General features: G+C 66.2%; 7 protein-coding genes. 6 read left to right on the forward strand and 1 reads right to left on the reverse strand.

The annotated features are described in order from the left end of the window. Window positions 1–235: 235 nt before the first annotated feature. From kduI to AC1DZ6_RS00665, 6 genes are all read left to right on the forward strand, one after another. A complete protein-coding gene (gene kduI / locus AC1DZ6_RS00640; RefSeq protein WP_477095262.1) occupies window positions 236–1,183 on the forward strand; it encodes a 5-dehydro-4-deoxy-D-glucuronate isomerase in 948 nt (315 codons plus the stop codon). Window positions 1,184–1,250: 67 nt separating this feature from the next. Further along, window positions 1,251–2,492, forward strand: coding sequence for a glycoside hydrolase family 88/105 protein (locus tag AC1DZ6_RS00645; RefSeq protein WP_477095263.1), 1,242 nt, complete (start codon window positions 1,251–1,253; stop codon window positions 2,490–2,492). A gap of 9 nt (window positions 2,493–2,501) precedes the next feature. After that, window positions 2,502–3,758: a DUF2264 domain-containing protein gene (locus AC1DZ6_RS00650; protein ID WP_477095264.1), complete on the forward strand. Its 1,257-nt coding sequence runs from the start codon at window positions 2,502–2,504 to the stop codon at window positions 3,756–3,758. A 92-nt stretch (window positions 3,759–3,850) separates the two neighbouring features. Beyond that, window positions 3,851–4,657, forward strand: a complete 807-nt coding sequence (locus AC1DZ6_RS00655; RefSeq protein ID WP_477095265.1) for an IclR family transcriptional regulator — start codon at window positions 3,851–3,853, stop codon at window positions 4,655–4,657. Window positions 4,658–5,026: 369 nt separating this feature from the next. Further along, a complete protein-coding gene (locus AC1DZ6_RS00660) occupies window positions 5,027–7,852 on the forward strand; it encodes a TonB-dependent receptor (protein ID WP_477095266.1) in 2,826 nt (941 codons plus the stop codon). Window positions 7,853–8,080: 228 nt separating this feature from the next. Further along, window positions 8,081–11,299 carry a glycoside hydrolase family 2 TIM barrel-domain containing protein gene (locus tag AC1DZ6_RS00665; RefSeq protein WP_477095267.1) on the forward strand — a complete coding sequence of 1,073 codons (3,219 nt, stop codon included), beginning with the start codon at window positions 8,081–8,083 and terminating at the stop codon, window positions 11,297–11,299. 19 nt (window positions 11,300–11,318) lie between these two features. Here the strand turns inward: AC1DZ6_RS00665 and AC1DZ6_RS00670 are convergent. Further along, window positions 11,319–13,468: molybdopterin cofactor-binding domain-containing protein (locus AC1DZ6_RS00670; protein WP_477095268.1), on the reverse strand; the 2,150-nt coding region annotated here is incomplete at its 5' end.

Here is a 13,468-nt window from a genome sequence, read left to right on the forward strand (position 1 = left end):
GCCATTCAGGCGCGGGTCTGGAGACGTCGCCGGCTGTGACCGTTTCGGATCATTCGTACGACTGTCGAGAATTGGTACGCGTGAAAGCAACGCTGACGGTGCATTTCCACAAATATAACCGTCGCCTATGCAGGCGGAGCGCTGCCCATTCCGATTTATGGTCTTGCGTTTCAATTTCGCATTTGTACTATCAATACAAGGCGTCGGTCGACAATGCGCGCCTCGGGAGGGGCGTGTGGTTAGCGGCATGACGGTGCGCACCTGTGGTGCAGGGCAGGGAAGCCGCTGGGCGGCCAAGCGGGCCGCGCGTGAGGCTGGCGCGGAAGCGTCCGGACCGTTCGCCAAGGTTTTCCACGCCACGCATCCCGACATGATGGACGCCGCCAGCGGCCAGGACCTGCGCGACCGCTATCTCATCGACCGTCTGTTCGCGCCCGAGGCGGTGACCCTCAACTATCTGCATCAGGAGCGCCTGGTGATCGGCGGCGCGGCGCCGCTGCTTCAAGAGATCGTCCTGCCGGTTCAAGCCGAACCACCCTCCCTGGCCGGAGCGCCGTTCCTGGCGTCGCGGGAAATGGGACTCGTCAATGTCGGCGAGGGGGCTGGACGGGTCACCGTGGACGGCGCGGCCTACGAACTCGAGCCCCTGGACGCCCTCTACATCGGTCGAGGCGCGGCCGACGTCCGCTTCGCCAGCCATGACCCCGCCGCGCCGGCACGATTCTACCTGGCCTCGACGCCGGCCCATGCGGCCTTCGAAACCCGCGCCTTGTCGACTCGCGCGGCGATCCCGCTGGAACGCGGCGCGCCCGAGACCTCGAACCATCGGATCATCTACCAACTGGTCGTGCCGGGGGTCTGCGCATCGGCCCAGCTTCTTCTGGGGCTGACGATCCTCAAGCCGGGCAGTGTCTGGAACACCATGCCGCCCCACCTGCATGATCGCCGGTCCGAGGCCTATTTCTACTTCCAGCTGGGCCGCGAGGATCGCGTGTTCCACTTCATGGGCGCGCCCGACGAGACGCGTCACCTTGTCGTGGAGAACGAGCAGGCGGTGATCTGCCCGCCGTGGTCGGTGCACTGCGGCGCGGCGACCTCGAACTATGCCTTCATCTGGGCGATGGGCGGCGAGAACCTCGACTATCACGACATGGATGTTCTCGACATTTGTCAGCTTCGGTAGGGGACAGGTCCGTGCTCCTTTCGCCCCCGTCTCAAGACTTCGTCGCCTTGCAAGAGAGAGTTCCAGCATGAAGCCCATGGCCTACACCGCCTTCGCCGCGGCAATGCTGATCGCACCCTTTGCGCCGTTGCCGGCGGCGGCCGCCCCGGCCTCGGCCACCGCGGCGCCGAGCCGCGCCATTCCCTATTCGCGCGCCGACGTGATGCGCCTGGCCGAGACGGTCGCCGACTATCAGCTGGCGACCATGGCGGCCGGATATGTTCCGCCCAACACCTCGCGCGACACCGCCGACCAGAAGGGCTGGGTGCAGGGCGCGCTGTTCGTCGGCCTGACCGACCTGGCCGACCGGTCGCCCAATCCGGCCTACCGGCAAGCCATCGTCGCCCGAGGGCTGGCCAACCAGTGGGAGTTGGGCAAGCGCACCTATCACGCCGACGACCACGTGATCGGCCAGGCCTATCTCTGGGCGGTCCAGAACGGCGTCGGCCCCGAAGCGATCGCGCCCCTGAAGCAGCGGTTCGACCTGATCCTGACCTATCCGCCCAAGGTGGGACTGGCCCACGCAGAATATACCGATCCGCGCGGCGTCGACTGCGATCAGCGCTGGTGCTGGAGCGATGCGCTGTTCATGGCGCCGACCACCTGGCTGGAGCTGTCGAAGGTCACGGGTGATCCGCGCTACGCCGCCTACGCCAAGTCCGAGTTCGCCGCCGTCACCGACTATCTCTATGACCGCGACGAGCACCTCTATTACCGGGACTCCCGCTTCTTCACGCGGCGCGGCCCCAGCGGCGAGAAGGTGTTCTGGAGTCGGGGCGACGGCTGGGTGTTCGCGGGACTGGCCCGGATGATTCCGCTGCTGCCGGCCGGTGATCCCGACCGCCTGAAGATGGAGGCGATCTTCAAGGACATGGCCGGCAAGCTGGCGGCCATCCAGAAGCCCGACGGCTACTGGTCGCCCTCCCTGCTCTCGGACCCGACCAAGTCGCCGCCGGAATCCAGCGGCACGGCGTTCTTCACTTACGGTCTGGCCTGGGGCGTCAAGACGGGCCTGCTGGATCGCGCGACCTTCGAGCCCAGCGTGCGCAAGGGCTGGGTGGCCCTGACGCGCGCGGTCCATCCCGACGGCAAGTTCGGCTACGTCCAACCCGTCTCCGATCGTCCCGAAAGCGTCAGCTACGAGGACACGCAGTTCTATGGCGTGGGCGCGTTCCTGCTGGCGGCGACGGCGGTGGCGGATCTCGATCTCAAGCCGGCCAAGGATCCCACCGTTTCGGCCCAACCGATCGCAAGCAACGCCAGCAAGTAGGGGTTTCCGATGCACAAGCGCGACTTCTTGAAGACCGCTCTCGTCGGGGCGGCGAGCCTGGCGGGTTCCGGCGCGGCCGAGGCGACGCCCGCCAAGGCGCCGGCCAAGTCCGATCGGGCCTACATGGCCGACCTGCTGCAATCCATCGCCGATCCGGTGCTGGCGGCCCTGTCTCAGGGGCGCCTGAAGGCGACGTTCCCGCTGGAGCTCAGCCCGACCTGGGACGGGCGCGACAGGAACGTGGCCTATCTGGAGTGCTTCGGGCGACTGATCTCGGGGGTGTCGCCGTGGCTGAGCCTGCCGGAGGACGCCACCGCCGAGGGACGCACCCGCAAGCGCCTCACCGAGCAAGCGCTGCAAAGCTATGTCCACGCCGTGGATCCCGCGAGCCCGGACTACCTGGCCTGGGGCGGTCAGGGCCAGGCCCTGGTGGACTCCGCCTATTTCACCCAGGCCCTGCTGCGCGCGCCGAAGGCGCTGTGGGAGCCCCTCGATGCGACGACCAAGAAGCGCATCGTCGCCGAGATCAAGGGTCTGCGGCGGGTCAATCCGCCCTTCATCAACTGGCTGCTGTTCGCGGCGATGAACGAGGCCTTCCTGCTGGCGATCGGGGAAGAGTCCGACCCGATGCGGCTGAACACGGCGGTGCGCAAGATCGACGAATGGTACATCGGCGACGGCTGGATCAAGGACGGCGCCACCTTCCACTTCGACTACTACGGCTCCTTCGTCATGCACCCGATGATGGTGCAGGTGCTGGAGGTGATGGAGGCCCACAAGGCTCCGTTCTGGAAGGACGACCTGACCAAATGGCGGGAGCTGGCTGTCAAGCGCGCCCAGCGCTACAGCGAGCACCTGGAGCGGTTCATCTCGCCGGAGGGGACCTTCCCGCCGTTCGGACGCTCCCTGACCTATCGCACCGCCGTGCTGCAGCCGCTGGCGCTGCTGGCCTGGCGCAAGCAGCTGCCCCAGAAGCTCTCGGAAGGCCAGACCCGCGCGGCCCTGGTGGCCGCCCACAAGGCGGTGTTCAGCGAGCCGAGCAATTTCACGCCGGACGGCTTCCTGACCATCGGCTTCGTCGGACACCATCCGACCCTGGGCGACTGGTATTCAAACAACGGCAGCATGTACATCACGACGGAGGGCTTCCTGGCCCTGGGGCTGCCGGCGACCGACAGCTTCTGGACCGCGCCGGCGCAGCCGTGGACGCAGAAGCTGGCCTTCGCCGGCAAGGTGTTCCCCAAGGACTACGCCGTCGATTTTTAAGCCCCGATGGCGCCCCGGGGTTTTCAAGGCAATCGCCGGGGCGTATCAACTACCGGAACGGCGCGTCGCGCCGCTGCCGAGAGTCCTGATTGATGTCCCAGTCCACCGACATCGCTGTTCACGAGGATGATGGGGATCAAGCCGCCTCGTCGCGGACCAGCGCGGGCGCGCTGACCCTGTTCAAGGGGTTGGAGGTGCTCAGCCGCGTGGCCAAGGGCGACGCGACCCTGGGGCAGATGGCCAAGGCGCTGCAGCTCAACAAGACCACCGTCCACCGCCTGGCCTCGACCCTGGTGGAGGCCGGCTTCCTGTCGTTCAATTCCCGCGAGGGCTACGCGCTGGGGACCAAGCTGCTGGAGCTCGGCTACGCCGCCTCCCAGCAGATCACCCTCACCCGCGTCAGCCGTGAGCATCTCCGCCAGCTGTCGATCGACACCGGCGACACCGTGAACCTGGGCGTCCTTGAGCGTGACCAGGTTCACTACATCGACAAGATCCCCGGCTCGCGCCGCATCGAGGTGCGCTGCGTGGTCGGCGAGCGCCAGCCCTTGCGCCACACGGGCCTGGGCAAGGCCCTGCTGCTGGACGAGAGCGAAGAGGTTTGGCGCGAGGTCTTCTTGCGTGAAGCGGCGATCTATCCCCGCTACCGCTATGATCTGCGGCAATGGCTGGAGGTCATGCGGGCCTACCGCCAAAAGGGCTCGGCGCTGGATCTCGACGAGAACGAGGACCACATCCGCTGCGTGGCCGCCCCGATCCGCGACATGAGCGGCAAGATCGTCGCGGCCGTCTCGGTGTCTTCGATCGCGCAGTACATGGACGACGCGCGAATCGAAACGGTGACCGCCTACGTCAAGGAAGCCACCGCCAAGATCAGCGCCGAGTTCGGCTACCGCTAGGCGGCCGGGGTCGCCGTCGCGGCGGATCTGTTCCACTTTTGGCCGATCAAGTCGGTGAACAGTGTTGCGCCAGCGCAACGCTTCGCGGGTCCGCGCCGATTTAGCTGAAAAATATTACAAATGCCGTTCCCATAGCTGCGCGCTTGTGTCGATATGCGTGACAGAAGTTCAGAGGCGCTCAGCGTCCGGGTGAGGAAACAGGTTGGCGCACGTCACGCGCCGCTCGACGCCGGTCAATCGCCTTGAGTTCAACCAAACCTGGCTCTGTCCCGACGCAGGGGACGAGTGGGCCAGGCGCTACGCGGCAAGACCGCAAAGGGGAGGGGAAATAGCATGAAGAAGAAGCTTCTCGTTTCGACCATTCTGGCCATGGGCGTCGGCGGCGCCGGCACGGTCTGGGCGCAGGAGGCCGCGAAGCCGAGCGCTCCAAACGACACGGTCGAAGAGGTCGTGGTGACGGGCTTTCGCTCGTCACTGGAGAAGGCGCTGACCCTGAAGCGCGACGCGATCGCCGTCCGAGACTCGATCGTCGCCGAGGACATCGGCAAATTCCCCGAAGCGAACGTCGCCGAAGCCCTGCAGCGCATCCCCGGGATCTACATGACCCGCGACGGCGCTTCCAACGAAGGCCAGCGCATCGCCATCCGGGGCCTGGGCCCCGAATATACGGTGACGACTCTCAACGGCGCTSCGGTCCATACGACCTCCTCGACCAACGTCGGCGGCTCTTCGCGCGACTTCAACTACGACGTCTTTGCCTCCGAGCTGTTCGGCCGCGTGGACTTCTACAAGACGCCCCTGGCTGAACTTGAAGAAGGCGGCGTCGGCGGCGTGGTCGATCTTCAAACGCCAAGGCCGTTCGACGGCGCGGGCGGCCAGGTTCTGCGCTTCAACGCGGTGGCGTCCTACAACACGGCGTCCAAGAAGATGGACCCGAATGTCTTTGGGTTGTTCTCGAAGACCTGGAGCAACTGGGGCTTCCTGATCGGCGCCGCGCACTCGACCAGCGTCAACATGAAGTCGGGTTTCGAGGCTACGGGCGGCTATAACAGCAACTATCTGGCCGGCCACCCCGTCCCCGTCGACACCAAGACTCCGCCGACCATGCGCAATGGTCCCTTCAACATGGCGCTGGACTGGGCTGATCCGCGAGCGGCGGGCATGCTCGGCAATCGGACGGCGATCGACAAAGCCTATCTGTCGCGTTTCTACCGCTACTACGGCGCTGAAAATACGCGCGATCGCGATGGCCTGGTGTCTTCGCTCCAATACAAGGACGACAAGCTGGATGTGAGCCTCGACGTGTTGGCGTCGCATCTCCAGGACTCGCGTGACGAATTCACCTTCGGCTTGCCGATCCGCAATTCGGCCACCACCAATGTGGCCGCCCGTCCGGGCACCGCTGGTCACAACGGCCTTGTGCCGATCAACGTCAGCATCGTCGACGGCAACCTGCTTCAGGGAACGTTCGGGAACACGTCCTATCTGGGCGAGAGCTACTACTATAACGCCGAGACGAAATTCGGGTACGCCGGCCTGAACGGGAAGTACCAAGTCAACGATTCCTTGAGAGTGACTGGCCAGCTCGCCGCTTCGGACAGCCGGGCGTTCTATGACAACAAGCGTATCGTCTCGAACATCTACGGCGTGACCTCCACCCTCGACTGGGGGAATGACCGGGTCTATCCGGGGCTCTCGGCGCCGGGCGTCGACTTCACCAACCCGGCCAATTTCGAAGATTTCAGCACGGCCGTGGACTGGAATCGCGAAGTGGACACGGAGCGGGTCGCCAAGCTGGTGGCCGACTGGGACTACGGGCTCGGCGACTGGAAGGGTCACCTGAAGGCTGGCCTGTCATATGTCGATACGACCAAGCAGAAGACCAAGCGTAACGGAACCTCGATCGTTCAGGCTCGCCTGGCCGCGATCGGCGCGGCGGGGCTGCGCGCGTCGATGCTGCATTACGTGCCGCTCGACAACCTCGTCATCGGCGACAACTACCCGCAGCAATGGGCCACCTTCTCGCGCGGTTATGTGATCAACGCGCTTGATCCGGTCGGCGCCGCCATGGCGTCGCCGATCGATCTGTCCACCAGCTTCACCGCCGACGAACAGGTCAGCACCGCCTTCATCCAGTCGGATTTCAGCGGGCAGGTTCTCGACCGCGAACTGCGTATCAATGCCGGCGTCCGTTATTCGCAAACCGAAATGGCCATCGACAACTTCAAGAAAACGGGGACCGGCGGGGCCTACCAGCCCAATACCGAAGAGAGCAAATACGACAACACCCTGCCTTCGGTCAGCTTCGCGTACGACGTGATCCCCGATGTGGTCTGGCGCGGTTCCTGGGGCAAGACCATCACGCGGGCCTCGCTGTCGCGGATCGCTGCTCAGACGGTCATTCCCAATATCTACAACACCTATGCGACCTCGGGTAACCCAGACCTGAAGCCGGAAGTCTCGACGAACTGGGACACGACGGTGGAGTGGTACTTCGGGCGTGGCGGCATTCTGAGCGCGGGCTACTTCAAGAAGAAGCTGGAGGATACGACGATCGCTCAGCGTTCGGTCGTGCCRTTCTCCAGCCTGGGCCTTCCCGACGAGTCGCTGGCCATCATTTGGCAGACCCAGAACGGGCATGTTGACCCCAACCTCCCGATCGACGTCGACACCTTCATCAATGGCGGCACGGTGAAGCTCGACGGTCTCGAGTTCGCCTATCAGCAGTCCTTTGATTTCCTGCCCGCGCCGTGGGACGGTTTTGGCGCCCTGGCCAGCTATACGAAGGTCAACTCGAAGAGCAACGATCTGAATTATCGTAAGCAGGACGGGTCGATCGATATGGTCAACCGCATCCCGAAATATTCGTACAGCCTGACCGGTTACTACGAAAAGGGCCCGCTGGGCGCGCGACTGACCTACAACTACAAGGCTCGCAACATCATCGACACCAACCCCGATGGTTCGGATCTGGAGCGCTGGCATGCTGGCGCCGGCTACCTCGACGGTAACGTCAGCTACAAGATCAGTGACGCCCTCGAACTGCGTCTCGATGTCCTGAACCTGACCAACACCTTGGGCTTCGACTACTTCGAAGACGTCGCCGGTCGCTACGGCAACGGCAAGAAGACCCGCCTCGACTACGCCAAGTATGACGGCCGGACCATCAAGTTCGGCGTGCGCGGCAAGTTCTAGACCCGTCAGCGAGACCTTCCTCTCGCGGATCATGGCTTGTCAGCGTCCCCCGCTGGCAAACCTCACTGGCCGGTGCGGACCCTGGGTCCCCACCGGCCTTTTCTTTTCTCCAAGGGTAGGGGACCGCCCGACTTCAATCGGTCCGCACGGCCAAGCATGGGCGTTGACGCCGCCCCGCAGCTAATTGTCTGATGAATGAACCGGACGCGATCCGGCGGGAGGGTGCGTATGAAGAAGCTCTTGTTGGCCAGCGTCGCCTGGCTGGGTCTGGCGGGGATCGCCGCGGCCGCCGAGCCGCCGCGCGTGCAGCCGGTTCAGGTGGACGCCTCGCGGCCCGACTGGGAGAACCCGGCCGTCTATGCGCGCGGCAAGCTGGACGCCAGCGCTACGCACTTCCCGTTCGAGACGCGGGAGGCGGCGCTCGTCGGCGACCCGGCCCGCTCGACGCGCTACCAGTCGCTGGACGGCCCGTGGTCGTTCGCCTTTTCGCCCTCGTCCGACGCCGTGCCCGACGGCTTCGAAAAGCCGGACTACGACGTCTCGGCCTGGAAGACGATCAAGGTCCCGGCCCTGTGGCAGACCGAGGGCTACGACCAGCCGCGCTACAACAACATCACCTATCCGTTCCCGGCCAACCGGCCCCTGATCCCGCACGAGACCAATCCGGTCGGTTCGTATCGCCGGACCTTCGAGATCCCGACGAACTGGTCGGGTCAGGATGTGATCCTGCACATCGGCGCGGCCGGCTCGGCCTATCGCGTCTGGGTCAACGGCAAGGAGGCCGGCTACTCCGAGGACTCCAAGCTGCCCAGCGAATTCGACGTCACCGCACTGCTGGTCGCTGGCCAGAAGAACGTGGTGGCCATCCAGATCCACCGCTGGTCGGACGGCAGCTATCTGGAGGACCAGGACTTCTGGCGGGTCTCGGGCATCGAGCGCTCTGTGTATCTGGCGGCCGTTCCCAAGACGCGCCTGACCGACCTGTTCGTGCACGCCGGGCTCGACAAGGCCTATCGCGATGGAACGCTGTCGACCGACGTGGCGCTGACCAAGCGCGATCAAGCCGTCACCGTGCGCATGACCCTGCTGGACGGCGACAAGACGGTCCTCACCAAGGAGACCAAGGTCGCGGCCGGGGCGGCCCGGACGGAGACCGTCTCGGCCACCGTCCCCGGCGTCCGCCAGTGGACCGCCGAGACGCCCAACCTCTACACCCTGCTGGTCGAGGTGCTGGACGCCAAGGGCCAGGTCATCCAGGCCACGCCCCAGCGCATCGGCTTCCGCACCGTCGAGATCAAGGACGGCCGGGTGGCGGTCAACGGCCGCCCGATCGTCATCCGCGGCGTCAATCGCCACGAGCACGATCCGGAAACCTTCCACGTCATGTCGGAAGCCTCGATGCGCCGCGACATCGAGCTGATGAAGCGCAACAACATCAACGCCGTGCGCACCTCGCACTACCCCAACGACCCGCGATGGTACGCCCTGGCCGACGAGTATGGCCTCTACGTCATGGACGAGGCCGACATCGAGAGCCACGCCTACATGGACTACGCCAACAAGCACCCCGAGCAGAGGCCAAAGCTGCAGCTCGGCTTCGACCCGGCCTGGGAAGGCGCCCATGTCAGCCGCGTGCTCAACATGGTCGAGCGCGACAAGAACCATCCGTCGGTGATCTTCTGGTCGCTAGGCAACGAGGCCGGCATCGGGCCCAATTTCGAGAAGGCCGCCGCCGAGGCGCGCAAGCGCGATCCCTCGCGCCTGATCTCGTATCTGGGCTGGGGCACCCTGGACTGGGAGCACGCGCCCAACGCCTACGTCGACATCTACGCGCCGATGTACGACGACATCGAGAAGATGGTGGATTGGGCCCAGGACCCGACTCGCACCCAGCCGATGATCCAGTGCGAGTATTCCCACATGCAGGGGAACTCCGGCGGCAACTTCAAGGACTACTGGGACACCATCTACAAGTACGACAAGCTGCAGGGCGGCTTCATCTGGGACTGGGTCGACCAGTCCATGTACCGCTACACCAAGGACGGCCGACGCTACTGGGGCGACGGCGGCGAGTATGGGCCGAACCCGGGCGGCGACGTCGAGTTCGGCGACGGCCTGATCCAGCCTGACCGCACGCCGAACCCGCACGTCTACGAGGTGCAGAAGGTTCTCTCGCCGATCCAGTTCGAGGGCTTCGACCCAGCGACCGGCGCGGTGACCGTGCGCAACCGCCACGACTTCCTAGACCTGTCGGGTTTCGCCTTCGAATGGGCGCTGCAGGAGAATGGCGTGACCGTCGCCAGCGGCGACCTTCCGGCCCTGGCGACCAAGGCGCGGAGCACCCAGGCGATCACCCTTCCGGTGGCCGGGATCGCGCGTAAGCCGGGCGCCGAGTACTTCGTCACCGTCCGCGCCAAAGCCAGGGCGGGTTCCGTGCCGCTGACGCCGGAAGGCTATGTCGTCGGCTGGGAGCAGTTCGCCCTGGGCCAGCCGACGGCCCCGGCCACGCCGGCCATCGCCGGCGCGGTCGATCTGAAGGAGACCGCCGAGAGCGTCGCGCTGTCGGCCGGCGGGGTCAGCCTGACGCTGGACCGCAAGACCGGTCTGGTCACCGGCTACGGCAAGGCGGGATCGGGGCTGTTGAGCGGCGGCGCGCCCAACTTCTTCCGGGCCGAGACCGACAACGACACCCTGACCGGCACGGTGTCGCAGCAGACGCCGTGGAAGGTCATGACCGGGGAGCGGCAGGTGCGGTCGATCACCGCGCGTCGCCTGCCCGGCGGCGGAGCCGAAGCCAGCGTCGACTATGAACTGGGCGCCGGCGCGGCCCGCTTCGTCACCACCTACACGATGAACGGCGACGGGACCGTCGACGTGGCCGGCCAACTGACCCCGCTGAAAAGCGACCTGCCGCCGCCGGTCCGCGTGGGTCTGGCCTTCTCGATGCCCACCGGCGTCAAGACGGTCGAGTGGTACGGCCGCGGTCCGCACGAGACCTATGTCGACCGCAAGACCAGCGCGCCGATCGGACTGTGGCGCGGTCCGATCGCCGAGCAGAACCACGACTACATGCGGCCGCAGGACACCGGCAACAAGGTCGACGTCCGCTGGATGGAGGTCTCCGGCGACGGCAAGGGCCTCAGGGTTCGAGGCCAGACGCCGCTGATGATGAACGTCCTGGCCTTCCCCTACGCGGACCTCTATCGCCGCCCCGCCGGGACCTGGAAGAGCACCGACATCGTCCCGCACGGCGAGGTTTCGCTGCTGGTCGACGGCGTCCAGTGGGGCGTCGGCGGCGACACGGCCTGGAACCATGTCGGCCAGCCGCACATGCAGTACCGCACGCGGCTGGAGCCCACGCGCGTGGCGTTCCGGCTGGAGCCGTTCGACGGCGAAGGCACGACGCCGGACCGGGCGGCCCTGGCGGTCGCCACGCCGCCGCAATAGGTCGACCGACCCGGGCGGCTCAGCCGGCCGCCCGGGCCAGGTCGTCGAGGCTGACCGCGCAGGCCCGGCTGACTTCCTGCACCGTGGCGGGGGCGTCCAGATCGAAGCGGCCGTCCAGCCCCCGCTCGAGGCGCGAAGCGCGGATGGCCTGCTTCACCGCCAGGAACACCGAGGTCGCCAGGACCAGCGGCGGCTCGCCCGCTTCCTTCGAGGACAGGACCCCGTCGGTCGGGCTGAGCGGCACGCCCGCCAGGTCGCGCGGGAAGAGGTGGGTGTTGAGGCGCAGCGGGATGCTGGTCACCGCCGGCGGCTTGTAGGTCCAGGTGTTGAGGGTGTTGAGCCGTCCCGCCTCGGGGCCGGAAGTCTCGAAGACCAGCTTCTCCGACAGCACGTAGCCCAGGCCCTGGATGAAGGCGCCTTCGACCTGTCCGATGTCGATGGCGGGGTTCAGGCTCCAGCCCATGTCGTAGACGAGATCGGACGTCAGGACCTTGGTCTCGCCGGTCAGGATGTCGACCTCGACCATCGCGCAGGCGCCCGAATAGGTGAAGCCGACGAAGTTGTCGAACTCGCCGCCGGTCTGGTCGGCGACGGCGTGATAACCGGCCAGCTTGGGCTGCTGATCGAAGGGTTTGTAAGTCAGGGCCGGGCTCTGAGTTTCGCCCCCCGCGATCGGCGCGGTGAAGGTCTCCACCAGGCTCTGGCGGCGCTGGTAGGCGAGGCCGATCAGCTTCTGCCAGATCAGGCTGGTCTGGCCGTTGATCGTCACCTCGGCGCGCCAGCCCAACTCGGGATGGTTCCAGTAGTCGATGCCCTGGGCCTGGCACCACTGGGGTCCGTTCTCGTCCAGCAGGTCGTTGGCGAAGCCCATCAGCCGCTCCTTGAGCCGCCCGCACAGGCGCTTGACCGCCTCGCCGTTGTAGGCCGTGCCAGTGGAGCCGCCGGTGCTGGTCGGGTTGGGGATCACGCCGGTGCGCGGAGCCATGACCTGGATCATGTCCATGGGCACGTTGAGGATGTAGGACGCGATCTGGCGGATCTGGGTCAGCAGGCCCTGGCCCATCTCGACCCCGCTCTGGTGGATCACGATCGTGCCGTCGGCCTGGTAGATCGAGATCGTCGCGGCCGCCTGCTCCAGGCTGGCGAGGTTGTAGCCCGACCCGTACTTGACCGGCAGCATGGCCACGCCGCGCTTGCGCCAGCGATTGGCGGCGTTGAAGGCCTCGACCGCCGCGACCTTGCCGTCGAAGTCGGCGACCGACTTCAGATAGGCCCAGACCTCGCGGATGTAGCAGTCGGACAGCGCCTGGCCGAACGGCGTGGAGTCGCCGCGCAGGTAGAGGTTCTTCTCGCGGACGTCCTCGGGCCGCATGCCGATGCCGAAGGCCGCGTCATCGATGGCGCTTTCCAGGATGATCTTGCTCTGGATGTCGCCGAAGGCGCGGAAGGCCGTGCTGGGCGCGGTGTTGGTGCGGCAGACGTCGACCTGGCTCTCGAAGTTGGCGATCCGGTAGGCGTTGTCCGAGCGCGCCTGGATGCAGTTGGCGACGATGAACGAGCAGTCGTAGAAGGCGCCGCCGTCGCCCCACAGGCGATTGACCAGGCCGTGGATCAGGCCGCGGTCCTCGGCCCGCGCCTCGCCGGTGTCGATCGCCAGCTGGTACTGGCCGTAGTAGGCGTGGCGCTTGCCGATCATGGCCGTGTCCTGCTCGCGTGTCAGGACCAGGCGCACCGGTCGCTTGGTGGCGTAGGCGGCGATCGCGGCGGCGGCCGTGACGAAGCGGGTCTGCTCGGTCTTGCCGCCGAAGCCGCCGCCGACCGGCGGCACGTTGACCTCGACGGCGTTGTACTGCGAGCCCAGCGCCATGGCGGTGCTCTGGTGCATCTCCATGGGGCTCTGGGTGGAGGGGCGAACCGTGAAGCGGCGACCGTCCTCAGGCTCGACCACGACGGCCTGGGGCTCCATATAGAAGTGGACCTGGCCGCCCGCCGCCTGGGTTCCGCCGACGATCAAGCACGGCGCGCCGTCGACCTGGCCCTGCACGCTGGTCAGGGTCTTGTCCAGCGGGGCGCGGGCGTAGTCGCTCCAGTCCAGCCGGCTGCCCGGGCGGGTGATGCGCCAGATGTGCGAGGGCCAGACGGCGGTCTGCGGCCAGTCGGGATAGACGC

The organism is Caulobacter sp. P1_B12_2 (assembly GCF_056406675.1).